Annotated in this window: 18 protein-coding genes; 16 read left to right on the top strand and 2 right to left on the bottom strand. The window is 70.5% G+C overall.

The window, feature by feature from the left end; translation table 11 throughout:
- The first annotated feature begins 38 nt into the window (after nucleotides 1-38).
- The 8 genes from ACFYWS_RS00815 (at nucleotide 39) to ACFYWS_RS00780 (ending at nucleotide 12,621) form a co-directional block, all read left to right on the top strand.
- On the top strand, nucleotides 39-968 hold the full coding sequence (locus ACFYWS_RS00815) for a carbohydrate ABC transporter permease (protein WP_389268037.1): 930 nt from the start codon (nucleotides 39-41) through the stop codon (nucleotides 966-968).
- On the top strand, nucleotides 965-1,876 hold the full coding sequence (locus tag ACFYWS_RS00810) for a carbohydrate ABC transporter permease (protein WP_389268035.1): 912 nt from the start codon (nucleotides 965-967) through the stop codon (nucleotides 1,874-1,876). The genes ACFYWS_RS00815 and ACFYWS_RS00810 overlap by 4 nt, the downstream gene beginning before the upstream one ends.
- 2 nt (nucleotides 1,877-1,878) lie before the next feature.
- Complete coding sequence (locus ACFYWS_RS00805; protein ID WP_389268033.1) at nucleotides 1,879-3,825, top strand: hypothetical protein; 1,947 nt, start codon at nucleotides 1,879-1,881, stop codon at nucleotides 3,823-3,825.
- A gap of 33 nt (nucleotides 3,826-3,858) precedes the next feature.
- Nucleotides 3,859-4,626, top strand: coding sequence for a ribonuclease activity regulator RraA (locus ACFYWS_RS00800; protein WP_389268031.1), 768 nt, complete (start codon nucleotides 3,859-3,861; stop codon nucleotides 4,624-4,626).
- A 71-nt stretch (nucleotides 4,627-4,697) separates the two neighbouring features.
- Nucleotides 4,698-6,608, top strand: a complete 1,911-nt coding sequence (locus tag ACFYWS_RS00795; RefSeq protein WP_389268029.1) for a right-handed parallel beta-helix repeat-containing protein — start codon at nucleotides 4,698-4,700, stop codon at nucleotides 6,606-6,608.
- A gap of 84 nt (nucleotides 6,609-6,692) precedes the next feature.
- Entirely contained in the window at nucleotides 6,693-7,859 is a 1,167-nt protein-coding gene (locus ACFYWS_RS00790) for a hypothetical protein (RefSeq protein ID WP_389268027.1), read from the top strand.
- A complete protein-coding gene (locus ACFYWS_RS00785; protein WP_389268025.1) occupies nucleotides 7,856-10,264 on the top strand; it encodes a glycoside hydrolase N-terminal domain-containing protein in 2,409 nt (802 codons plus the stop codon). Before ACFYWS_RS00790 ends, ACFYWS_RS00785 begins: the two co-directional genes overlap by 4 nt.
- A 59-nt stretch (nucleotides 10,265-10,323) precedes the next feature.
- Nucleotides 10,324-12,621, top strand: coding sequence for an Ig-like domain-containing protein (locus tag ACFYWS_RS00780; protein ID WP_389268023.1), 2,298 nt, complete (start codon nucleotides 10,324-10,326; stop codon nucleotides 12,619-12,621).
- 8 nt (nucleotides 12,622-12,629) lie between these two features.
- On the opposite strand, the gene ACFYWS_RS00775 is transcribed toward ACFYWS_RS00780, so the two are convergent.
- Nucleotides 12,630-14,534 (bottom strand): glycoside hydrolase family 127 protein, encoded by a 1,905-nt coding sequence (locus ACFYWS_RS00775; protein ID WP_389268021.1) that lies wholly within the window; start codon nucleotides 14,532-14,534, stop codon nucleotides 12,630-12,632.
- Between the two features lie 19 nt (nucleotides 14,535-14,553).
- The gene (locus tag ACFYWS_RS00770) at nucleotides 14,554-15,306 is read right to left on the bottom strand and encodes a GntR family transcriptional regulator (RefSeq protein ID WP_389268019.1); all 753 of its coding nucleotides are present in this window, start codon (nucleotides 15,304-15,306) and stop codon (nucleotides 14,554-14,556) included.
- 177 nt (nucleotides 15,307-15,483) lie between these two features.
- Here ACFYWS_RS00770 and ACFYWS_RS00765 point away from each other — a divergent pair, with 177 nt between their 5' ends.
- Genes ACFYWS_RS00765 through ACFYWS_RS00730 form a run of 8 tightly spaced genes read left to right on the top strand, consistent with a single transcriptional unit; the run spans nucleotide 15,484 to nucleotide 25,237 of the window.
- The gene (locus tag ACFYWS_RS00765; protein WP_389269425.1) at nucleotides 15,484-16,449 is read left to right on the top strand and encodes a dihydrodipicolinate synthase family protein; all 966 of its coding nucleotides are present in this window, start codon (nucleotides 15,484-15,486) and stop codon (nucleotides 16,447-16,449) included.
- Complete coding sequence (locus ACFYWS_RS00760; RefSeq protein WP_389268017.1) at nucleotides 16,439-18,469, top strand: ABC transporter substrate-binding protein; 2,031 nt, start codon at nucleotides 16,439-16,441, stop codon at nucleotides 18,467-18,469. Before ACFYWS_RS00765 ends, ACFYWS_RS00760 begins: the two co-directional genes overlap by 11 nt.
- Nucleotides 18,470-18,490: 21 nt before the next feature.
- Nucleotides 18,491-19,492 carry an ABC transporter permease gene (locus ACFYWS_RS00755; protein ID WP_389268015.1) on the top strand — a complete coding sequence of 334 codons (1,002 nt, stop codon included), beginning with the start codon at nucleotides 18,491-18,493 and terminating at the stop codon, nucleotides 19,490-19,492.
- 7 nt (nucleotides 19,493-19,499) lie between these two features.
- Nucleotides 19,500-20,639 (top strand): ABC transporter permease, encoded by a 1,140-nt coding sequence (locus ACFYWS_RS00750; protein ID WP_389268013.1) that lies wholly within the window; start codon nucleotides 19,500-19,502, stop codon nucleotides 20,637-20,639.
- Nucleotides 20,640-20,668: 29 nt separating this feature from the next.
- Nucleotides 20,669-21,718: an ABC transporter ATP-binding protein gene (locus ACFYWS_RS00745; RefSeq protein ID WP_389268011.1), complete on the top strand. Its 1,050-nt coding sequence runs from the start codon at nucleotides 20,669-20,671 to the stop codon at nucleotides 21,716-21,718.
- Complete coding sequence (locus ACFYWS_RS00740) at nucleotides 21,715-22,752, top strand: ABC transporter ATP-binding protein (RefSeq protein WP_389268009.1); 1,038 nt, start codon at nucleotides 21,715-21,717, stop codon at nucleotides 22,750-22,752. Before ACFYWS_RS00745 ends, ACFYWS_RS00740 begins: the two co-directional genes overlap by 4 nt.
- Nucleotides 22,749-23,831 (top strand): exo-alpha-sialidase, encoded by a 1,083-nt coding sequence (locus tag ACFYWS_RS00735; protein WP_389268007.1) that lies wholly within the window; start codon nucleotides 22,749-22,751, stop codon nucleotides 23,829-23,831. The genes ACFYWS_RS00740 and ACFYWS_RS00735 overlap by 4 nt, the downstream gene beginning before the upstream one ends.
- Nucleotides 23,828-25,237 carry a DUF5060 domain-containing protein gene (locus ACFYWS_RS00730; protein WP_389268005.1) on the top strand — a complete coding sequence of 470 codons (1,410 nt, stop codon included), beginning with the start codon at nucleotides 23,828-23,830 and terminating at the stop codon, nucleotides 25,235-25,237. The genes ACFYWS_RS00735 and ACFYWS_RS00730 overlap by 4 nt, the downstream gene beginning before the upstream one ends.
- Nucleotides 25,238-25,244 lie beyond the last annotated feature (7 nt).

The raw sequence follows: 25,244 nt of genomic DNA, 5'->3' as shown, positions 1-25,244 counted from the left end.
GAGACCCCGGACCCGACCCCCGTCACAGAAGGGACGCCATGCACACCGCCACCGAAGCCGGCCGGCCGCCGCACCGCGGCCGCCGCACCGCCCGCGGCCGACGCGCGGGCCTGGCCACCACCGTCATGGTGCTGCCCGCGACGGTGCTGTACACCGCGCTGCTCGCCGTCCCAGTGGGCCTGGCCGCCTACCTCAGCCTCACCGACTGGGACGGCTTCAGCGCCAGCCCCGCGTTCGTCGGGAGCGCCAACTACGCCGCGCTCGCCGACGACCCGGACCTCGGCCGGGCCGCGTGGGTCACGCTGCTGCTCGGCGGGCTCGGCACCGTCGGCCTGAACGTCCTCGGCCTCGGCTTCGCGCTCCTGCTCAACGGGAGGTCGCGGGTCAACACGTTCTTCCGGATGGTGCTGTTCTACCCGCACGTCCTGTCCGCCCTGGTCGTCGGCTTCCTGTGGAGCGCCATCCTCGGCACGACCGGCGCCGTCAACGGCCTGATCACCTCGCGCGGCGGCGACGTCCTGCCGTTCCTCGCCGACCCGCGATGGGCACTCGCCACCCTCGTGTGCGTCGTCGTGTGGGCGGCGTTCGGGGTGAACGTGGTGCTGTACCTGGCCGGGCTGCAGGCCGTGCCGCGCTCGCTCACGGAGGCCGCCCGCATCGACGGCGCGAGCCGCTGGCAGATACTGCGCCACGTCACGCTCCCGGCGCTCGGCCCGTCGATCACGATCAACATCGTGCTGTCCCTGGTGACGCTCCTGAAGACGTACGACCTCGTGGTCTCGCTCACCGGCGGCGGCCCGGCGGGACAGACCCGGACGCTCGCCTACCTCATCCTCTGGAACTCCTTCCACGACGGCCGCCTCGGCCTCGGCTCCGCCCAGTCCGTGGTGCTCATGGTGGTGACGGCCGCGCTCGCCCTCGCCGTCGCCCAACTGCGGCGCCGCGGGGAAAACGCGGTGTACTCATGAGCCTCGACAGCCTCCCCAAGCGGCCCACCACCGCCCCGCCGAAGCCACCCGCCCCCGTGAAGGCGGACACACCACGCCGACGCGGACCCGGCCGCACCGCACGCCTGACGTTCCTGACGATCGTCGCGCTGTTCATGCTCGTTCCGCTCTACGTCCTCGTCGTCAACGCCTTCAAAACACAGCCGCAGATCCTCTCCGACCCCTTCGGCCTCCCCATCGACGGCACCCTGAAGCCTGTCCAAAAGGCCCTGCGCGGCGAGGAGTTCGACCTCGTCCGCGGCTACGCCGTCACCCTCCTCTTCGTCGTCTGCGTCAACGTCCTGTCCATCGCGCTCGCCGGACCCGTCGCCTACGTCATCGCCCGCAGCGCGCGCCGCCGCTACCGCGCCCTGATGCTGTTCTTCCTCGCCGGAACCTTCATCCCGAGCCAGGTCCTCGTCATCCCGGTCGTCTACGTCCTCAAGACGCTCGGCCTGATGGGCACGGTGCGCGGCTTCGTCCTCTTCGAGACCGTGCTCACCCTGCCGTTCTCGGTCTTCCTCTACGCCGGGTACATCACCACCGTCCCGCGCGAGGTCGACGAGGCCGCGGCCCTCGACGGCTGCGGGCCGATCCGCACCTTCTGGCGGATCGTGTTCCCGCTGATGCGTCCCGTCGTCGCCACGATGGTCATCCTCAACACCTTCTCGGTGTGGAACGACTTCGTGAACCCGCAGATCATCCTCGGCCCGGGCAGCGGCCTCTACACGGTGACGACCGGCGTGTACGCGGCCGTCAGCCAGTTCCAGACCGACTACACGGTCGTCTTCCCCACGCTGCTGCTCGCCGTGGCCCCGCTGATCGTCTTCTTCGTCTTCATGCAACGCCACATCATCAGCGGCCTGACGGCCGGCGCGACGAGAGGCTGACCGTGACCGACCACGACAGACCGCACACCGTACTGACCGCCACCGTCCCCGTCGGCTCCCCGCCCGCCTGGGCGATCCTGCAACGCCGCCTGTTCGACGTACTCGACGACGCCTGGCGCGCCTTCGCCGACCGCTACTGCGCGCCCGACGGCAGCCTTCACTACGGCGGACCCGTCGACGACCGCGACGGCGGCGACGACTTCTACGAGGCGTTCTTCAACTGGCCCGTCCTCTACAAACTCGGCGGCGCCGACGACCTGCTCGACGCCACCAAGCACCACTGGCGCGGCGTCACCGCCCAGCTCACCGAACTCGGCCTGGTCGTCGACGAGTTCGAGCGCGGCTACGACTGGTTCCACCTCGGCGAGTCCATGCTGCTGTTCTACGGGATCTGCGCCGCAGACCCGGCCGACCCGGAATTCCGCGCCCGCGCCCAGAAGTTCGCCGACCTCTACCTGCCCGACTCCCCGGCAGGCAATTACGATCCGGCGGCCCGCATCATCCGCACCCCGCACAACGGCGCCGCGGGACCCCGCCCCGGACTCCAGAAGGAATGGGGCTCGTACGGCGCGGAGCTGGCGGTGATGAGGCCGTACGGTCTCCCGCTGCACGACCTCGACGGCATCGACGCCTGGGACGACCTCGCCGACCCGGAGTGCGCCCGCCGCATGGGCGAGGCCATGGCCGCCAGGCTCGGACGCGGTGACACCGCCGTCGACCTCGCCGCCACCAGCCTCGCCGTCAACGCCTGGCTGTACGACCACGACGACCGCTACCGCGACTGGGCCCTCGACTACCTGGGCGCCTGGCACGAGCGCGCCGCGGCCCGCGGCGGCGTCCTGCCCGACAACGTCGGCCCCAGCGGCGCCGTCGGCGAACTCCACGACGGCCGCTGGTACGGCGGCCTGTACGGCTGGAGCTGGCCGCACGGCCTGTACAGCGTCGGCAACGCCGCCACCGTCGCCTCCCTCAACGCCTCCCTGCTCGGCGGCCCCGACGAGCTGCTCGACCTCGGCCGCGCCCCGCTCGACGAGGTCCTCGCCCACGCCATCGAGGCCCCCGTCACCGGCACCGACATGAGCATCAGCGACCGCTGGCACGCCGAACTCGGCGACGACGCCGACCGGCCCACCCTCCTCGTGCCCAACCGCTACGCGGACGGCGGCTGGTTCGACCACCAGCCACCCCAACTCGCCCTGCCGCTGTGGCTGTGGCACGCCTCCCGCGCCGACACCGACCGCGACCGCCTCACCCGGATCCAGAAGGCCAGTGGCTACGACTGGCGCACCGTGCGCGCCTTCCGCAACAAGGAGGAGGGCGGCCACGAAGCACCCTGGCTCGCCTACCTGGCAGGCGACAACCCCGACTACCCGGCCGAGATCCTGCGCGTCGCCCTCGGGCAGGCGGCCCGCCGCCTGGAACTCATCGGCGCCGACCGCACCGACCCCGCCGAACTGCACATCCACCACTGGCAGCGGGTCAACCCCGTCCTCACCGAAGCGCTCCTCCAGCTCACCACCGGAACGCCCCAAGTCCTCTACAACGGCGGCCTGTTGCCCACCCGGATCGCCTACTGGGACGAGCGGCGCGGCCGACCCGGACTCCCGGCGGACGTCGCCGCGCTGGTCGACACGGTGGGTCCCGACCGCGTGCGCGTCGAACTCGTCCACACCGGGCACGCCCACCCGCGGACCGTCGTCGTGCAGGCCGGCGCCTTCGGCGAGGACCGCATCGACCGCGTCGTGACCGAGCTCGCCGACGACAGCGGCCACCCCGGCGACCCGCGCTCCTACACCCCGCCCGCCGTCACCGCCCGCACCACCGAGATCCCGGTCGACGCCGGACACCTCACGGTCGAACTGCCACCCGGCCGCCGCATCCGCCTCGACCTGCGCCTCACCCCACGCCACCGGCGGCCCGCACACCAAGCCGCCGCACCGACCACCTGAACGCACCATCCACCACCCCCCCAAGGAGACTTCGTGGCCGACGAGCCCATCTGGGAGCTGCCCGTGCGCGGCCCCATGCCCGCCCCCGCAGACGCCGACACCGTCCAGGCCCTGGCCGGTGTGTCCTCCGCCACCGCCTGCGCCAAACTGCACGGGCAGGGCATCCGCCGCACCTTCGTCACGGGGCCCCGCCCCCTGAACCCCGGACAGAAGATCGCCGGACGGGTGCGGACCCTGCAGTTCATGCCGCAGCGCGAGGACATCGCCTCCGGGCTCGGCCAGGAGTACGTCGAGCGGCACACCGCCCTGTGGGCCGTCCTGGAGACCATCGAGCCCGGCGACGTCCTCGTCGTGCAGGCATACGGATCGGGCAGCACCGGATGCTTCGGCGACATGCTGGTGCGCTACTTCCGGCAGAAGGGGGGCGCAGGTCTCGTCATCGACGGCTGCTTCCGCGACTCCCCGCGCGTCAGGGAGACCGGCGTACCGATCTGGTCCACCGGCGTGACCCCGCACTACGCCTCCCAGGCCGAACTCTTCCCCTGGGCCTACGACGTGCCCGTGGCCTGCGGCGGCGTCCTCGCCCTGCCCGGTGACCTGGTCGTCGCCGACGACGACGGACCCGTCGTCGTGCCCCGCCGCACCGCCCCCGACATCATCGCCGCCGCCCACGACCACGAGCAGTGGGAGCGCTTCAGCCGCGCCCGCATCGAGGAGGGCGGCGCCCTGACCGACTACTACCCGCTCACCCCCGACAGCCGCGCCGAGTACGAGCGCTGGCGCGCGGCCGGAAGAGGGTGAGCGACGGCCCCGAGCAACGACACGCGCGCAGACACGGACCCGTACGACCGTCCACGTGGCAAGGAGGCCCCGTGACCCGCACATCCGTCACCGCCGCACCACGCCCCTCCAGACTCACCCGACTCCCCAGACTCGCCCTGCTCGGCGCCGCGGGCCTGCTGCTCGCGGCCGGCGTCACGCTGCCCGGCACGCCGTCGGTCGGCGCCGCAGACTGCAGACCCGCCCAGTTGTTCGTCGCGACCGACGGCGACGACAAGGCGAAGGGCACCGAACAGGACCCCTTCAAGACCGTCACGCGGGCCCGCGACGAGATCCGCGACAAGGACCTCAACCGCCCCGGCCGCATGAAGTGCGACATCCAGGTCAACCTGCGGGCCGGCGACTACCCGGTGGACAAGACGATCGCCCTCGACGAGCGCGACTCCGGCACCGGCGGCCACAAAATCGTCTACCGGAGCGTGGACGGACCGGGCAAGGCCCGGCTGACCGGCTCCGCCCCGGTGAACGACTGGGAGACGTACAAGGACGGCATCTACCGCGCGAAGGTCCCCGTCGACCAGCCCTTCTACACCCTGTACGACGGCGGGAAGCGGGTCACCAACGCCCGCTACCCCAACCGGAAGTCGGCCGACGAGTGGGCCCCGTACATGACGTCCTACCTGCCCGAGCCGACCTACGAAGCGGTGCACACCTGGCTGTGGGCCAACCCCGGTGACTGGGACCCGAAGTGGGACCTGAGCCAGGGACGGGTGACGGTCTGGTCGGGCGGCAGCTGGTCCTGGTTCACCGACACGGTCGACATCCGCGACTACAACATGAAGAAGAGCCAGCTCACCTTCAAATACCCCACCCGCTTCGCGCTCCACAACAGCCGCGGCGGCTCCCGGTACTTCCTGGAGAACTCGCTCGACTTCGTCGACCAGGCCGGCGAATGGTACGCAGACCGCAAGGACGGCTACCTCTACTACAAGCCGCAGGGCGGTGACATCGCGAAGGCGGACGTGCGCAGGCCCGTCGTCAAGACCGTGCTCGACCTGGCGGGTTCGTCGCAGAGCAAGCGGCTGCACGATGTGACCTTCGACGGTCTGGGTGTCACGCAGACCGACTTCCCCGACTGGTACCGCTACGGCTGGAACGAGTCCGGTGACTCCGGTGTGGTGCACGAGTACCCCACGTACGACCGGCAGATCGAGATGCCCCGCAACCGCTTCGGCGCGATCCGCCTCACCAACACCACCGGAATCGACCTGACCCGGATGCACATCACCGACACCGGGTTCACCGCGATCTACCTGCTCACCGCGAACGATCACGTACGTGTCGCGGACAGCCTGCTGGAACGGCTCGGCAGCGACGGCATACGCGTCGAGGGACCGTATCCGGGCGAAGGCGACGTCGCGCACGACAACACCTTCACGAACCTCTTCATCGACCATGTCGGCGAGTTGGTGCCCGGCGACTCCTCCGGCATCGAGCTTCAGGACACGGGACGCAACACGGTCAGCCACATCGTCGTCAACCACAGCGCCCGCTACGGCATCAGCCTGCGCAGTCGCCCCGAGGTCACCACCAACGGCGAGACCTACACCGACGGCAACAAGATCAGTTACGTCCGCCTGGAGAACACCGGTCTGGACAGCGGCGACATGGGCGCCTTCTACACGTACGGCCTGCAGAACGACGCCGAGGACCACCCGATCGTCAACTCCCTGAAGCAGGTGGTGATCGGGGATGTCATCCCGGACGCCTCCATGCCGGACTCCGGCACCCGCGGCGTGCACATGGACGCGGGCGGGTGCGGCTGGGACATCTCCGACGTGCAGGTCGGCAAGGTGACCGACCAGAAGTACCAGGCCTACCAGTGCAACAAGGTCACCAACGGTGACTGGCAGGACGGCTTCGACGCCTCCCGCATGGAGTACGACAAGATCGGCGTCAAGGACTCGTTCCCGTACCGGAAGCCCGGTACGGCGAAGGACTGACGCGCGCGACCGGCGGACGGGCCCGACGGCTCTCCGGGCCCGTCCGCCACCCCAGCCACCGCACCGCTCTGTGCAGGAGTCCCTATGAACCCCTCGTCGAGCAGCCCCATCGACGCGCCGCCCACCACCACCGACGCGCTGCGCGGTGTCAGCAGGGACAAGGCGGGGACGCCCGCGCCGCTCGCCGAACTCTCCCGGATCGACGCGGGACTGCCGCCGGGATGCGAGACCGTCGGCCTGCCCGTGGTGTGGGACCCATGGACGGCGGGCGGCCCGTCGGCCCGGCAACTCGCCGCCGATTACGACCTGGTGACCATCGACCACGCCGACCTGGGAGACGCCGTCGCCGCCGGATGCCTGGTGCCGGTGGACGAACTGGTCGGCGCCGCGGCACTCGAGCGGTGGCGGGCGGGCGCGATCGGGCCCGCGTTCGCCGCCTACGAACACGAGGGCCGGGCATGGGCCGTTCCCTACGTCGTGACCGCGCAGATGTCCGCCGTGCGCGCCGACCTGACGGCCACCGGGCCGCTCCCCGCCACCTGGGACGACGTCGGCGCGTCCACGCTGCCGCTCACCATGTGTCTCGGCGGCGAACACGCCCTGCTGACCCTCGTCGCCCTGTGCCTCAGCGAGGGCGAACGCGTCGGAGAGGGCGACGAGTTCGTGTCCGCAGAGGCCGGAGTGTGCGCGCTGGAACGGCTCGCGGCGCTGGTCGCCCGCAGCGACCCACGCCTGTGGCACCGCGGCCCACGCACCGTCCTGGAAGCGCTGACGCAGGGGGACGGACCGGTGTACTGCCCGCTGATACCGGGACGTGCCACCGCCACGCGAGGCGGCCGCCACCCACTCACCTTCGGTCCGCCGCCCGCGAGCCGCGGCGTCTTCGCCGGTACCGGACTCGCGGCGTCACGGCGCCGCGCACACGACCCGCTGATCCGAGAGGCGCTGCGCGACCATCTCGTGCGGCTGCTCGCCGAACCCGTCCAGTCCGGCCTCTTCCCGGTCACCGGCGCCCAGCCGGCCGCCCGCGCCGCCTGGGCCGACGCCCGTACCGGCCGCCGCTGGGGCGGCTTCTACCGAGCCACCCTCGACACCGTCGAGACCGCGTGGACACGACCGAACCACCCGGGCTACCCGGCCTTCCAGCACACCGCGTCCGAACTCCTGCGCACCGCGCTCACCGAGCGCCACGCCCCACGACGCGTCATCCACGACCTCAACTGGCTGTACAGAAAGAGGAGATGCATATGAGAGACGTCAGCAGACGCGGCGTCCTCGCGGCGGCGGGCGGCACGGCGGCCGCCACCGTCCTGCCCCACGGAGCCGCCACCGCGGCCGCCGCCTCCGCCGCGACCGACCCCCAGAACCCGTTACGACTGTGGTACCGCGCCCCCGCCCAGGAGTGGCTGGAGGCCCTGCCCGTCGGCAACGGCCGGATCGGCGCCATGGTGTACGGCGGCACCGACACCGAACACCTCCAACTGAACGAGGACAGCCTGTGGGCGGGCGGCCCGCACGACTACAACCGGCCCGACGCCGTCGACCACCTCGCCGAGATCCGCCGCCTGATCCTCGCCGAGAAGTGGCACCAGGCCCAACAGCTCGTCGACGCGCACTTCATGGGCAGCCCCAGCGAACAGGCCGCCTACCAGGTCCTCGGCACCCTCGACCTCGCCCTCGACGCAAGCGGCGACGTCAGCGACTACGAGCGAGAACTCGACCTGACCACCGCGCTCACCCGCGTCCGCTACACCCGCGGCGGCGTCCGCCACACGCGTGAGGTCTTCGCCAGCACCCCCGACCAGGTCATCCTCGTACGCCTGACCGCCGACACCCCGGGCTCCGTCGGCTTCACGGCGTCCTTCAACACACCGCAACAGGCGGCGAGTTCATCGGTCGACTCCCGGACCATCGCCCTGGACGGCGTCAGCGGGCCGTGGCAGGGGAGGGACGGCGCCGTGCGCTTCCGGGCCGCCGTGCGCGCGGTCGCCGACGGCGGCAGCGTGAGCACCGACCCGTCCGGCACCCTCACCGTGACCGGCGCCGACGCGGTCACCCTCGTCGTCTCCCCGGCCACCAGCTACCGCAACTACCTGGACGTCGGCGCCGACCCGGCCGCACGGGCCCGCCGCCACCTCGAACCGGCCGCCGGCACACCGTACGGAAAGCTGCGCGAGCGCCATGTCGCCGACCACCGGCGGCTGTTCGGCCGCGTCGGCCTCGATCTCGGCACCTCGGAGCGGGCCCTGCTGCCCACCGACGAGCGGATCGGGCAGTTCGGCGACGGGAAGGACCCGCAACTCGCCACGCTCTACTTCCAGTACGGCCGCTATCTGCTGATGTCCTGCTCGCGCGGTCCTGGCCAGCCCGCCAACCTCCAGGGCCTGTGGAACAACGAGATGGCCCCGGCCTGGGAGTCCAAGTACACCGTCAACATCAACTTCCAGATGAACTACTGGCCGGCCGGCCCCGCCAACCTCGCCGAGTGCTGGGAACCGGCCGCCTCGATGATCCACGAACTGGCCGAGAACGGCGCCCGTACCGCCAAACTGCACTACGGGGCGGGTGGCTGGGTCACCCACCACAACACCGACGCCTGGCGCGGCACCGCCCCCGTGGACTTCGCCCAGTACGGCATGTGGCCGACCGGCGGCGCCTGGCTGAGCCTCATGCTCTGGGAGCGCTATCGCTTCACCGGCGACGAGGCCGCGCTGCGCGCCGACTACCCGGTGCTCAAGGGCGCCGTGGCATTCTTCCTCGACACCCTCACCCAGGACCCCGAGCACGGCTGGCTGATCACCAACCCGTCGCAGTCGCCCGAGGTGACACACCACCAGGACGAGGGCGAGTCCGTCAGCATCTGCGCGGGACCCACCATGGACATGCAGCTGCTGCGCGACCTCTTCGACGCCTACGGGAAGGCGGCCCGCGTCCTCGACACCGACCCCCGCCTGCGTGAACGGGTGGCCGAGGCGCGGAGTCGGCTCGCGCCCACCCGCATCGGTCATCTCGGCCAGATCCAGGAGTGGCTCGTCGACTGGGAGGAGGCCGCGCTCGTCCGCAGCCGCCACGTCTCCCACCTGTACGGACTGTTCCCCAGCGCCCAGATCACCCCGCGCACCACCCCCGACCTGGCCGCCGCGGCCGTCAAGACCCTGGAACTGCGCGGCACCGCGGGACAGGGCTGGTCCCTCGCCTGGAAGATCAACATGTGGGCGCGGCTGCTCGACCGCGAGCAGGCCTACAAGCACCTCGCCGACCTGCTCACCCCCGCGCGCACCGCGCCCAACCTGTTCGACCTGCACCCGCCGTTCCAGATCGACGGCAACTTCGGCGGTGTCTCCGGCATCACCGAGATGCTGCTGCAGAGCCACACCGACGACATCGAGCTGCTGCCGACCCTGCCGGCCGCCTGGCCCACCGGCTCGTTCCGCGGGCTGCGGACGCGCGGCGGCTTCGAGATCGACGCGCACTGGACCGACGGCGCCCTCAAGGGCGCGACCGTGCGCTCGCTCCAGGGCCGCGAGCTGCGGCTGCGCACCGACCGGCCGGTCGATGTGGCGGGAGCCGCCCGCGTCGACCGTCCCGAGCCGAACGTGATCGTCTGCGCCACGCGCTCGAACGGCGTGTACCGCATCGTGCCGCGCACGGCGTAGGCCCCCGCGCGACACCCCGCCAACCCCCTTCCCCACCAACGCACTTGAGGAGTTCTGCCATGCCTGAACTGAACGGGCACGAGGTCGTCGCCCATGAGGACGGACCGGCCACCCCCATGGGCCGCCGCGCCTTCGTCATCGGCGCGGGCGCCCTGCTGGGCGCCGCCGCCCTCAACCTGCCCTCGTCCGCCCGCGCCGCCGAGAAGCTCGCCGTCGCGGCCGAGGCGGCGGACAACGTACCCGCCTTCCCCGGCGCCGAGGGCGGCGGCCGCTGGGCCACCGGCGGTCGTGGCAAGCCCGTCTACGAGGTCACCACGCTGGCCGACTCGGGCCCCGGCTCCCTGCGCGACGCCGTCTCCGCGTCCGACCGCACCATCGTCTTCCGTGTCGCGGGCAACATCGAGCTCAAGGGCGGCCTCGACATCCTCGGCTCGAACCTGACGATCGCCGGCCAGACCGCTCCGGGTGACGGCATCTGTGTCATCGGCAACGAGACGCAGATCAACGACCAGTCGAACATCGTCCTGCGCCATCTGCGCTTCCGCGGCACCGACACCCTCGGCACCCCCATCGACACCTTCGGCGTGGAGGGCTGCAAGAACGTCATCATCGACCACTGCTCCTTCAGCTGGGGGGTCGACGAGTGCTGCTCCGTGTACGGCAACGAGAACGTCACCCTCCAGTGGTGCGTCATCTCCGAGGGCCTGGCGCAGTCCGTGCATCCCAAGGGACTGCACGGTTACGGAGGCCTGTGGGGCGGCGACAACGTCACGTACCACCACAACCTCCTGGTCCACCAGGGCGGCCGCAACCCGCGGTTCAGCTTCGTCGAGGACGTGCCGAGCAACGTGGACCACCGCAACAACGTGATCTACAACTACGGCTACACATCCTGCTACGGCGGAGAGTGGGTCGCCGGGGTGAACATGGTCGGCAACTACTACAAGCCGGGCCCCGACACCCTTGCCGACGTCGCCCCCGTGATCGTCTCGCCCGACCGCGGCGGCGTCTGGCACGTCAGCGGCAACACCATCGAGGGCCACGAAGACATCACCGCCGACAACGTGTTGGGCGTGAAGTTCCCGGTCGGCGGAGTCACCCTGCGCGACGAGCCCATGGAGTTCCCCGATCCGATCGACGCGCAGTCGGCCAAGGACGCCTACGAGGCGGTCCTCAAGGGTGTCGGTGCGATCCTGCCGCGCCGCGACGCCGTCGACGCACGCGTCGTCAACGACGTACGCCACGGAACCGGACGCATGATCAACTCGCAGAAGGAGGTCGGCGGCATCGTCCCGATCGCCGCCGCCGAAGCCCCCAAGGACAGCGACCACGACGGCATCCCCGACGCGTGGGAGAAGGCCCACGGACTCAACCCCAAGGACGCCTCCGACGGCGCCGCGATCGACCCGGCCTCCGGTTACAGCAACCTGGAGCTGTACCTCAACTCCATCGAAAGAAGGGGCGCGTTGAACCCCGAAGTCGCCCTCACGGGACCCGACATCGACACCGTCTACGCGAACTCCACGGGCACCGCCGACGTCACCCTGCACGCCTCGGCCACCGCGCAGGGCAGCGCCACCATCACGTCCGTCGCCTTCTACGCCGACGCCGAGAAGATCGGGGAAGCCACCTCCGCCCCGTACGGAATCACCTGGAAGGGCGCCACCGCCGGCACCCACCACCTCACCGCCCGCGCCACCGACTCCACCGGCACCGCCACCACGTCGTCCCCGGTCCCCGTGCACGTCAACAAGAAGACGGCCATGGGGAGTTGGACGTCCACCGATCTCGGCGACGTGCCCATCGCGGGCGCCGCCGCCCTGGACTCCGGAAAGTTCACGCTGCGCGGCTCCGGCAGGGTCAAGGGCCGCAAGGACAGCTGCCACTTCGTCTACCAGAAGGTCGACAGTGGCGGAGAGGAGGTCGTCGAACTGATCGCTCGCGTGGACACACTCAGCCGCGTCTACTCCGAGGTCATCGCCGGCATCATGATCCGCGACAACCTCACGCCCGACTCACCGTTCAACCTCATCGGTGTCTGCGTCGTCAACGGCGGCCTGAAATGCGCCGTCAAGCGCATCCACTCGCACGGCACCGAGATCAGCGACGGCCGGTACCCGTACGAGGAGGACGAGGTGCTCGACATCAAACCGCAGTGGCTGCGCATCACGCTGCGCGGCGACGAGTTCACCTCCGAGATCTCGCCGGACTCCCTGCAGTGGACGCGGGCCGGCTACGAACGGATCCCGATGGGGGACCAGGTGTACGCGGGGCTGTTCGTCGACGGAGGCAAGGAGGCCAACGACATCGCGCGCTACGTCACGGCGACCTTCAGCCAGGTGAAGATCAACAAGTAGCCGTGCGGTCAGGGGTGCTGGTCAAGCGGCAGGTCGAGCGGCACCCACACCCGCATCGCGCCGTCGCCGCGGTTGTCCCATTGGAAGTAGGGCACCGCGGTGGCGGACGCCGGACGGCGTGTCCGGGGGGTACGTGGATCGAGGTAGGGCAGACCGTCCGGGTGCGGGGCGCCGACCGTCAGCGCGTCCGTCCCGATCTGGACCGTGCGGCCGACACCGGGGAGATCGGGGACCTCGCGCACGCGAAGCTCCGCGTCCGCGGGGAGCGCCAGTTCATCGACACAGGGCTGGTCGGCCTGCTCGAAGCAGTAGACCAACGGACCGCGCTCGACGGCCACGCTGCCGCGCAGGGCATCGATGCGGGGGTGGGCGGCCGTGCGGCGCGGTGTCATGTCGAGGTCGAGGACGACGCTGTCGCCCGCGCCCCAGCGTCGGCGCAGCATTACACGGCCCTGTGTGTCCGGTGTGACGGGCCGGCCGTCCACGAGCGTGCGGCCGCTCCACGGCGGCACGCGCAGCGCGAGCGTCCACTCGCTGCCCGGCGCATCCTCCACGGTGACGCGCACCGAGCCTCGCCACGGGTATTCCGTCTCGACACGTACCGCGACCCGCCCGGCGCCCAGGTCGCAGGCCAGTCGCATCGGCGCGTAAAGGTGCAGGAACAGGGCGTCGTCCGTGGTCGTCGCCGCGTAGTGGGGGAGCGAGGCCATCAGGCGGGTGACGGAGGGCGGGCAGCACGCCGAGTAGAACCATTCGTCGCGCCAGCGCGGATCGCCCACCGCGTCGGCGTGATCGGGGCGGCGTTGCAGCGGATTGCCCTTGTAGTACGTGCGTCCGTCCGCGGAACGGGCGGCGGCGAACGCGTTGTACAGCGTGCGCTCCAGCAGGTCCGCGTACCGCCCCTCGCCGGTCGCGAGCAGCAGTCGCCACGCCCACTGCATGCTCGCGGCGGATGCGCACGTCTCGTTGTACGCGAGGTCCGGCGGGAGTTCGTAGCGTTCACCGAAGACCTCCCCGACCTGCCGCGAACCGAGGCCACCGGTGAGCGCGGTGCGGGAGGCGACCATGTCGGTCCACCGTGCGGCGCTCGCGGCGAGGAGTTCCTTGTCCCCGGTCTCCACGGCCACGTCCACCGCGCCGGCCTCCAGGTACAGGGCGCGCACGACGTGTCCTGTGACGGTGGGCGCCTCGCGGACCGGAAGGTGGTCGATGCGGTGCCGGACGCCGTGCTTGTGCGGGCCGACGAGGCCGCGGCCCCGGCGCTCGACCATGCGGGCGGCGAGGACGAGGTAGCGCTCGGCGCCCGTGGCGCGGTACAGCTCCACCAGGGCCGTCTCGACCTGGGGGTGTCCGTCGAGCCCGGGACCCTCGTCGTCGAGGAAGACGGCGCACAGGTGGTCGGCCAGACGGCGCGCCACCTGCGTCAACTCTTCGTACCCGGTGGCGCGTTGGGCCGCGACGGCGGCCTGGAAGAGGTGCCCCGCGCAGTAGTGCTCGTGGCTGTCGACGAGCCGCGTGTAGCGGTCGGCCGGATTCGTGAGCTGATAGCGGGAGTCGAGATAGCCGTCGGACTGCTGGGCGTCCGCCAGAAGACCGGCCGTCTCGGTGAGGAACGTGGTGAGAGCCGGGTCGGGGGAGTGCTGAAGCTGCCACGCCGCGCTCTCCAGCATCTTGTGCACATCGGAGTCGGCGTAGGGCGGGCCCTGGAAGGACCCCGATGCCCGGCCGGCCGCGGCGCGGAGGTTGGCGAGGGCGCCGGACTCCTCCAGGTGGTGCAGCGCCAGCGGGATGCTCGTGGTGCCGTTGACGTCCAGCCAGCGGCCGAACAGGCCCCCGGTGACGCGCAGGTCGAGATTGCGGGGCGGGCGATGGGGGGACAGTGCGGTGGGCGTGGGGAGTACAGGGCCTTCCATCGGTCTCCTCCGGTTCGGCCTAGAAATTCGGTCGCGCCAGGAACGCGATCGTCTGGTCGCGGACCCGGAGGATGTGGGATTCCAGGCACTCCCGCGCCCGCAGCCGCTCGCCGGACTCCAGCGCGTCGACGATCGCGCGGTGCTCGTCCACCGCGATGTTCAGGCGGGACGGGGTGATCGGCGCCTTCAGGCCCGCCCGGGTCACATGGATGCTGAGGTTCAGGTCGTCGTGCAGGTCGAGCAGCATCGGCAGCCCGCCCAGCTTCACCAGCTCCCGGTGGAAGCGGGCGTCGTTGTCCCGGAAGTCGGGGTAGCGGGACACATCCCGCACCGACAGTGCCGCCAACTCCTCGGCCTGTACGACCAGTTCGCGCAGGAGCGCCGGAGGCTCCCGGTCCGTGCGGTCCGCGAAGAGGCGCAGCGCGTGCGACTCCAGCATCAGGCGCAGCTCGAACAGCTCGTACACGCTGGACAGCGACGGTATCGCCACGGTGAAGCCGACGGAGGGGTCGTAGGCGAGCAGCCCCCGCTCGTAGAGGCGGCCCACCGCGCTGCGCACCGGGGTGCGGCTCATGTCGAGCCGGCGGGCGAACTCCCGTACGGGAACGGCCTGTCCAGGAACAGGGTGTTCCCTCGTGAGCCACTCCACGATCGCCCGGGAGGCGCGCGCCTCCAGGCTCTCCTCTGGGGGCGCGGCTTTTTTGCTCTCCGCGCCCTCCACGCCCGTGCCCTCCTCCGCGCGGGCCTGCTGTGCCGCTCGCGCTCGGATCATTCCGCCTCCCAGTGCCGCCGGTGCAAGTGCGCCTCATGGTATGCCGCAGGTGGGCCGCGCGTCTCGGGGGTGAGCAAGCCGAACTATTGGGTCCGTCACGGGGGTTGACGCCTCCGGTGTCGCTCAACAAACTCATGGCATACCACCGACATCCCTCTGAACCTCTCCGAGGTGACCATGGCGCGACACGCGCTGCAAGGGATCATCGTGCCGACCGTGCTGCCCATGACGTCCGATGGGCTGCTCGACCGGCCATCCCTGGAATGCCACCTGAACGCACTGATCGACGCGGGTGTGCACGGCCTGTGGGTCAACGGGACCACGGGGGAGTTCCACGCCCTGGACGAGGACGCGCGGGGCGCCGCGGTGCACGTCACGGTCAAGACCGCGGCCGGCCGGGTACCCGTCATCGCGCACGTGGGCGACGCCGCGACACCGCTGAGCATCCGCCAGGCGCGCGCCGCTCTGGACGCCGGAGCGGACGAGGTCGCCGTCATCGCCCCGTACTTCACCCCGTACGGACGCGAGGAACTGCGCGACCACTACCGCGCCGTCGCCGACGCCCTGGGCCGCCCCGTCCTCGCCTACCACTTCCCGCAGTTGACCCCCTCGGCACTCACCGTCGACTGCGTGCTGCGACTCACCGAAGAAGGCGTGCTGCGCGGCCTCAAGGACAGCACCGGCGACATGACCTGGCTGCGCCGCGTGCTGCGCGGAGCCGCCCGCCGCGACCTCGACCTCGCCTGTTTCGCGGGAGCGAGCGGCCTGAGCGACATCGCCCTCTACGCGGGCGCCGCCGGAGCCACCAGCTCCCTCGCCAACGTCACTCCCCACACCCTGGTCGCGCTCTACGAGGCGGCCCGCTCGGGCGACTTCACGTACGCCCGCGCGTTGCAGGAGCGCCTGGAGGACCTGCTCGACGCGATGGCCGCGGCCCGCCACGAGCACACCCTGTCCACCACGGTCAGCACCGGCAAGCACATCCTCGCGGCCCTCGGCCGCATCGAATCCGCTCATGCCGCACCCCCGCTGGCCCGCCTGGACGCCGAGGAGGAACGCCGCCTCGACGACAGCGTGGTGCCCCTCGTCCGCGAGCTGGAGGCGGCGGCCCTCGACGCAAAGGAGCGTGGAGATGACGCCTGACCGTACCCCCGTACCACCGAGCCCGCGGAGCCTGGAGCGCCGCACCCTGCTGCGGGCCGGCGGCGGTGTCCTGGCCGCCGCCTCGCTCTCCGGCGCCCTGACCGGCTGCGGCTTCTTCTCGACCGACGCCGAGAACGGCGACTCGGGCGGCGGCTCCAAGGGCAAGGAGGCGCCGTCGCTGAAGAAGCAGGCCGACGCCGGCAAGATCCCCAAGGTCGACAAGCGCCTTCCCGTCAAGCCCCTGGTGGTCAAGCCCCTCCAGGAGACCGGCGTCTACGGCGGCACCTGGCACTCCGCGATGATCACGCAGGAGGACATCGGCTGGCTGCGCTTCAGCGTGGGCTACGAGCCGCTGGTGCGCTGGGCATCGACCTGGCAGGGCGTCACCAAGACCAAGATCGTGCCCAATGTGTGCGAGAAGTACGAAGTGAACGGCGGGGGCAAGGAGTTCGTCTTCCACCTGCGCAAGGGCATGCGCTGGTCCGACGGAAAACCGCTGACCGCCGAGGACTTCGAGTTCGCGTTCAACGACTACAACGCCGACCCCAAAGTGCACCCGTACGGCATCTACGCGCTGTGGCTGAACAAGGACAACAAGCCGGCCCGGTGCGAAGCCGTCGACGACCACACCGTCAGGTATGTCTTCGACGCGCCGAAGGCGGGCTTCCTCGAGGAGGTCGCGGGCACCTCCGGGGTCTTCATGTTCCTGCCCAAGCACTTCTTCAAGCAGTACCTGCCGAAGTACAACAAGGACGCGAACAAGGACGCGAAGGCCGCCGGCGCCTCGGACTGGGTGACACGCCTGGAGACGGTGCAGGAGGTGTGGCAGAACCCGGACCTGCCCACCGTCAACGCCTGGCTGCCCAGGAACCCGGTCACCAAGGGCAGCAACGTCGTCTGCGAGCGCAACCCGTACTACTGGAAGGTCGACCCCGACGGCAGCCAGCTTCCGTACATCGACAAGGTCGTCGTCGACGTCCTTCAAGAGGTCGAGGTCGAGGTCCTCAAGATCTCCAACGGCGATCTGGACATGCAGATGTACCAGTTCGGCACGGTCCGCAACAAGCCGGTGATCTCCCGCAACCGCACCAAGGGCGGCTACCGCATCGCCGAGGTCGAACCCGACTCCGCCAACACGATGATCATCGGCTTCAACCAGACCCACCCCGACAAGAAGAAGCGGGCCCTCTTCGCGAACAAGGACTTCCGAATCGGCCTGTCCTACGCGATCAACCGCAAGAAGATCATCGACACCGTCTTCGCGGGCCAGGGGCAACCCTGGCAGGCGGCCCCCGGCCCCGACAACGAACTCCACGACGAGGAACTCGGCACGCAGTACACCGACTACTCCGTCGCCAAGGCCAACGAGTTCCTCGACAAGGCCGGCTTCACCAAGCGCGACGGCGACGGCATCCGCCTCACCAAGGACGGCGACCCCGTCGCCTTCACCGTGCTCGTCGTCTCCGACATGGCCGACCAGGTCGACGCCATGGACATGATCCGCACCGACTGGCGCAAGGTCGGCGTCGACGTCACCGTCTCCCGGCTGGCCGAGACGCTCTACTGGGAGCGCGTGGAGGCGGGCAAGTCGGAGGCCGCCACCTGGGACTGCAACAACTTCGACGTGCGCACCGGCGAGGGCGGCGACCACTACTACGCGCCCACCAACCCGCGCGGCTCGTCCCGCTTCGGCGGCGAGTGGGCCAAGTGGTACCTGCGCAAGGACAAGGGCACAGGTGGCGACGGCGAGGAGCCACCTGCCCGCATCAAGCACCAGCTGGAGCTCTTCGACGAGATGCGCGACACCTTCGACATCGCCCGGGCCACCAGCCTCGCCAAGCAGATCCTGGAGATCACGAAGGAGGAGTTCTACTACATCGGCATCTCCACGCCGCCCAAGGACTACGCCATCGTCAAGAACACCTTGCGCAACGTGCCGAAGTCCTTCAGCGCGGCCGGCCTGTTCCAGGCGCCGGGCCCCACCAACCCCAGCACGTACTACTTCAAGGCCAAGGCCTGAGGAAGGACGGGGAGTCCAGGCATGCTGTCGTTCCTCGTCCGGCGCACGGGCTGGATGGTCGTCACCCTCTGGGCCATCTCCCTCGCCACCTTCTTCATCATCAGTCTCCCGCCGGGCGACTACGTCGACACACTCCAGGCCAACGCCGAGGAACGCGGCGAGTTCATGGGCCCGGCGGAGGTGGCCGAACTACGGTCCCGCTACGGGCTCGGGCAACCGTTCCTCGCCCAGTACTGGAAGTGGATCAGCAACATCGTCCTCCACGGGGACTTCGGCCAGGCCTTCGCCTGGAACATGCGCCCCGTCAGCGATCTGATCTGGGACCGCGTGGCGCTGTCCTTCTTCCTCTCCCTGGCCACCCTGCTGATCATCTGGGCGATCTCCTGGCCCATCGGCATCTACTCGGCCGTGCGCCAGTACTCGGCCGGCGACTACGTCGCCACGCTCTTCGGCTTCGTGGGCATGGCGGTCCCGGAGTTCATGCTCGCCCTCGTCCTGATGTGGGTCGGCATGCGCTACTTCGGGCAGAGTCCCGGCGGACTGTTCTCGCCCGAGTACCAGGACGCCGCGTGGAACCTCGGCAAACTCCTGGACGGAGCGAGCCACCTGTGGATGCCGATCCTGATCATCGCCGTCTCCGGCACCGCCGGCGGCATCCGCATCATCCGCGCCAACCTCCTCGACGAGCTGTACAAGCCGTACGTGGTGGCCGCCCGCGCCAAGGGACTGCCCGAGTGGAAACTGCTGCTCAAATACCCCGTCCGCACCTCCATGAGCCCGTTCATCTCCACCGTCGGATGGCTGCTGCCCGGACTGATCAGCGGCGAGACGATCATCTCGATCGTGATGAACCTGCCGACCACGGGACCGCTGATGCTCGGCGGCGTCCTCAACCAGGACATGTACCTGGTCGGCAGCTTCATCCTGATCCTCTCCACCCTGACCGTCGTCGGGACCCTGCTCAGCGACCTCGCGCTCGCCTGGTGGGACCCGCGCATCAGGCACAGCTACGAGGGAGGCTGAGCAGGCCGTGCTGACCAAGACACCCCAGCCCGAAGGCGCGGCCGACGTCGTCGACGACACACCCGTCACCGGCGGACAGGCCTCGCCGTGGCGGCTGATCTGGCGGCGCTTTCGCAAGCACCGCCTCGCCCTGGCGGGCGCCGTCATCGTGCTGCTCGCCTACTTCGTCGTCGTCTTCGCCGAGATCCTCGCGCCGGCCTCCCCGAGCAACGTGGACGAGAAACACACCTACGCCCCGCCGCAGATCGTCAAGGTCGACCTCAGCTGGGACGACGGCCTGCGGCTCTACGCCAACGGCTACACCACCAAGCGCGACCCGGAGACCTTCGAGCAGATCCACACCGTCGACCCCGACAAACGGATCCCGCTGAGGTTCCTCGCCAAGGGCGACAGCTACCACCTGTGGGGGATCATCCCCGGCGACCGCCACCTGTTCGGTCCGGCCAACGCGGACCAGCAGGTGTACTTCCTCGGCTCCGACCGCTCCGGCCGCGACGTGCTGTCCCGCATCATCCACGGCGCGCGTGTGTCCCTGTCGATCGGCCTGGTCGGCGTCGCCGTCAGCTTCGTGCTCGGACTGCTCTTCGGCGGTGTCTCCGGGTACTTCGGCGGCAAACCGGACCTGGCCATCCAACGCGTCATCGAGTTCCTGATGTCCATCCCGACACTGCCGCTGTGGCTGTCCCTCTCGGCGGCCGTACCCGACCAATGGGGGCCGCTGGCACGGTACTTCGCCATCACCACCATCCTCTCCGTGATCGGCTGGACGGGCCTGGCGCGCGTGGTGCGCGGGCGGTTCTTCTCGCTGCGCGAGGAGGACTTCGTCATCGCCGCCCGGCTCGACGGCTGCAGCCGCCCCCGGATCATCTTCCGGCACATGGTCCCCTCGATGTCGAGCCACGTCATCGCCTCCCTGACGATGGCGGTCCCCGGCATGATCCTCGGCGAGACCGCGATGAGCTTCCTCGGCCTGGGACTCCAGTCACCCGCCGTCAGCTGGGGCGTGCTGCTCCAGGAGGCGCAGAACATCCGCACCGTGGAGTCGGCGCCCTGGCTGCTGATCCCCGGCGTCGCGGTGTTCGTCACCGTGCTCGCCATGAACTTCGTCGGCGACGGGCTCCGCGACTCCGCCGACCCGTACAAGTAGCCGCACACGTAGCAAAGGGGGGAGAGCCCATGAAGCAGCCGGACACGCTGCTCGAGATCGAGGACCTGCACACCGGATTCGAGCTCGACGACGGGACCGTACGGGCGGTGGACGGCGTCGACCTCACCATCAGCCGCGGCGAAGTCCTCGCCGTCGTGGGGGAGTCGGGGTGCGGCAAGAGCGTCATGGCCCGCTCCGTCCTGCGCCTGGTCGACAAGCCCGGCCGGATCACCGGCGGGCACATCCGGGTGCACGGCGACGACGGAGTCGTCGACATGGTGACGGCGCCGGGCCCGGACCTGCGAGCCGTACGCGGCCGGAAGGTGGCCATGGTGTTCCAGGAACCCATCGCCTCCATGAGCCCCATGCACACCCTCGGCAATCAGATCGGCGAGGCACTGATCCTGCACGGCGAGGCCACCAAGGCCGAGGCCCGCACCCGCGTCGTCGAGCTGCTGCGCAGGGTCGGGATCGCCGCACCGGAGCGCCGCGTGGACGAGTACCCGTTCCAGATGAGCGGCGGCATGCTGCAGCGCGCCATGATCGCGATGGCCCTGTCCTGCGGCCCCGACCTGCTCATCGCCGACGAACCCACCACCGCCCTCGACGTCACCACCCAGGCCCAGATCCTCGACCTGCTGCGGGAACTGCGGCGGGACACGGACATGGCGATCATGCTGATCACCCATGACCTGGGCGTCGCGGCGCAGTTGGCCGACCGCATCGCTGTCATGTACCTCGGCTCGGTCGTGGAGTCGGGCACCACCGACACCGTCCTGGGCAGCCCCCGACACCCCTACACCCGCGCCCTGCTGCGCTCCGTCCCCAAGCTCGGCTCCCGCTCCCGGGAACGGCTGCGACCCGTGCGGGGCATGGTCCCCGGGCCCTACGCACGGCCGCCGGGCTGCCCGTTCCATCCGCGCTGCGACGAGTTCATGGCGGGACGCTGCGACGCGACCGTGCCCCGTGCGGTCCCCGCCCCGCTGCCCGACGGGGCGAAAGGCACCGACGGCACGGTCAGCTGCCTGCTGTACGGCGCCGACTCCGTGCCCCCACAGAAAGGCGAGCCGGCCGCATGAGTGTCACCGAGACCCGCACCCGGTCCGCGCTCCTGGAGACACGGGGCCTGACCAAGCACTTCCCCATCCGCCGCGGCCTGTTCGGCCGCACCGTCGGAGCGGTCCGCGCCGTGGACGGCGTCGACCTGGCGGTACCCGCGGGACGCACCCTCGCCCTCGTCGGCGAGTCCGGCTGCGGCAAGAGCACCCTCGGCCGCTGTCTGCTGCGTGTCCACGAACCCACCTCGGGCGAGATGCTCTACCGGCGCACCGACGGCACCACCGTCGACCTCGCGGCCCTCGACGAGAAGGCGCTCAAGCCGTACCGCAGCGAGATACGCCTGATCTTCCAGGACCCGTTCGCCTCCCTCAACCCGCGCATGACGCTGCTGCAGATCGTCGGCGACCCGCTCCGCGTCAACCTCGGCCTGAGCGTCAAGGACACCGAGGAGCGCGTCGCCGACCTGCTGCGCCGCGTCGGCCTGCGCCCCGAGTACCTGCGCCGCTACCCGAACGCCTTCAGCGGCGGACAGCGCCAACGCGTCGGCATCGCACGGGCGTTGGCGCTCGCGCCCCGCCTCGTCGTCGCCGACGAAGCGGTCAGCGCCCTGGACGTGTCGGTGCGCGCCCAGATCCTCAACCTGCTCAAGGACCTCCAGGACGAGTCCGACCTCACGTACGTGTTCATCTCCCACGACCTGGGTGTCGTCGAGTACATGGCCGACGACGTCGCCGTCATGTACGTGGGCCGTGTCGTGGAGACCGGAGCCACCGGCGAGCTGTACGGACAGCCCCTCCACCCCTACACCGAGGCGCTCCTGTCGGCCGTCCCCGACCCCGACCCTGCCGCGCGCCGCCGCGAGCGGATCGTGCTGCGCGGCGAGGTGGCCGACGCCTCCGCCGTCCCGCCCGGCTGCCCGTTCCATCCCCGTTGCGCCTACGCCCAGGACGTGTGCCGCACCGACGTGCCCGAGTTGCGCCTGGTCGCACCCGGCCGCGCGTCGGCCTGCCACTTCGCCGGCCAGCTCGACCTGAAGGGAGTCGACGTCTCATGAGCGCCGACCCGCGTTTCGACGGGCTCCTGCGCCCGCGCCCGGACGACCCGGACGTGCGCGAGGCCCTGCTGCCGACCCTGCACCCCGGCGACAGCCACGCCGCGTGCCTGCTCGAACTCGCCGACGGCGACGTGCTGTGCGCCTGGTTCAACGGCCCCGACGAGGGCGACCGCGACACCAACGTGATCCTCGCCCGCCTCCCGTACGGCGGCGGCCCCTGGACCGAGCCGATCGCCCTGTCCGCCGACCCCGACCGCGCCGAGCAGAACCCGGTGATCGCGAGGGGCCCCGACGGCGCCGTGCACCTGTTCCACCCCTCCGACGAACCGCACGACCAGAAGACCGCCCGACTCGTCACCCGCGTCTCCCACGACGGCGGCCGCACCTGGGACACCCCGCGCATCGCCCACGAGGGCCCCGGCGTGTTCATCCGCACCCCGCCCCTCGATCCCGGCGACGGCTCCTGGCTGCTGCCCGCCTACCGCTGCGGCAGCGAAGGCGAGCACTCCACGGTGCTGATCAGCGAGGACGCGGGCGGCACCTGGAAGGAGTACGACGTCCCCGGCAGCGATCACCTCGTCCAGCTCAGCGTCGTGCCCCGCGCCGACGGCTCCCTGCTCGGCCTGCTGCGCAGCCGAGCCGCCGACCGCATCCACGCCACCGTCTCCACCGGCGCGGGACGCACCTGGACACCGCCCGTCCCCACCGAACTCCCCAACAACAACTCGGCGGTTCAAGCGATCCGGCTGCGCAGCGGAGCCTTCGCCCTGGTCTACAACCACGCGAGCCTGGAACGCGACGAGTACCGCTGGGTCGGCGAGGGCGCGGGCCGCCGGAAGAAGGCCCTGCGCACCCCGCTCACCCTCGCGCTCTCCGACGACGAGGGACACACCTGGCCCTGGCGGCGAGACCTGCAAGTGGCCGACGAGGAGTACCAGGACACCGAACTCGGCTACTCCTACCCGTGCCTGCTCCAGACCCGCGACGACCGCATCCACGTCGCGTACTCCTACCTGCGCAAGACCATCAAGCACGCAGTGGTGACAGAGGACTGGATCCGGCACGGAGGTCGATCGTGAAGGCGACCGAACGCTGGGACGTCTTCGAACTGACCCTGACAGGACCGGCGGCCGAGAACCCCTACCGGGACGTCGAGTTCGCCGCGGACTTCCGCCACGGCCACCGCGTCGTGCCCGTGGCCGGCTTCTACGACGGGGACGGCACGTACACCGTGCGGTTCATGCCCGACCGGCAGGGCCCATGGACGTACACGACCCGGTCGACGGAGCCCGAACTCGACGGCGTGGACGGCGAGTTCGTGTGCGTGCCGCCAGGGCCGGGAAACCACGGACCCGTACGGGTGGCGGGGCCGCGCACCTTCGCGTACGCCGACGGCGCCCCGCACCACCCCTTCGGCACCACCTGCTACCACTGGACCCACTACGAGGACGACAAGCTGGAGGAGCGCACTCTGCGCACCCTGGCGCAGTCCCCGTTCAACAAGGTCCGGATGTGCCTGCTACCCACGCGCGCCATGACCCCGCCCCGCCTCCCGTACCCGGGCATCGGTGAACGCCCACCCGCACCGCGCGAGTTGGACACCACACGCTTCGACCCGGAGTTCTTCCGCCGCTTCGAGCGGCGCGTCCGCGACCTGCGCGACCTCGGCATCGAGGCGGACATCATCCTCTTCCACCCCTACGACGCGGGGCACTGGGGCGTCGACGACATGAGCCGCGAGGACGACCTCGCCCTGGTCCGCTACGCGGTGGCCCGGCTCGCGTCCCTGCGCAACGTGTGGTGGTCGATCGCCAACGAATACGACTTCAACCAGGCCAAGACCGTCGACGACTGGCACCACATCGGCCGCCAGGTGCAACACGCCGACCCCTACCAGCACATGAGGTCCATCCACAACGGCACCCGCATGTACGAGTACGAGCGCATCTTCGACTTCCGGGCGCCGTGGACGACACACCAGTCCATCCAGCACTGGGACGCCGCCCTCGCCCCCGAGTGGCTCGACCGCGTCCCCAAGCCCGTCGTCATCGACGAGATCGGCTACGAGGGCATCCTCGGCCGCCGCTGGGGCAACCTCACCGGGCAGGCGCTGCTGCGCCAGTTCTGGCACGGCATGGCCGCCGGCGCGTACGTCGGGCACGGCGAGTGCTACCCGGAGCAGGACCCCGACGCCACCGCCTGGGTCTCCCGCGGCGGCACCCTGCACGGCGAGGTGACACCACGCATCGCGTTCCTGCGCACCCTGTGGGAACAGAGCCCCGACGCGGTGTTCACCTACTTCGGCGACCGCCGCCACCGGCACCGCGAGGTGACACTCCCGGAGGCGGGCGGCCCCTGGCACCTCGACCTGATCGACACATGGAACATGACACTCGCCCCGCTGCCGGGCCCACCGCGAACGGGCCGGGTCCGCATCCCCCTGGACCACCGGCCGGACATGGCACTGCGGATGCGGAAGGCCTGACACGCAC

Origin of the sequence: Streptomyces sp. NPDC002795 (assembly GCF_042888725.1) — a bacterium.
In the GTDB taxonomy this organism is placed as follows: domain Bacteria; phylum Actinomycetota; class Actinomycetes; order Streptomycetales; family Streptomycetaceae; genus Streptomyces.
The sequence above is the reverse complement of the archived record's forward strand: the minus strand, read 5'-3'. Positions and strand labels throughout refer to the sequence as shown.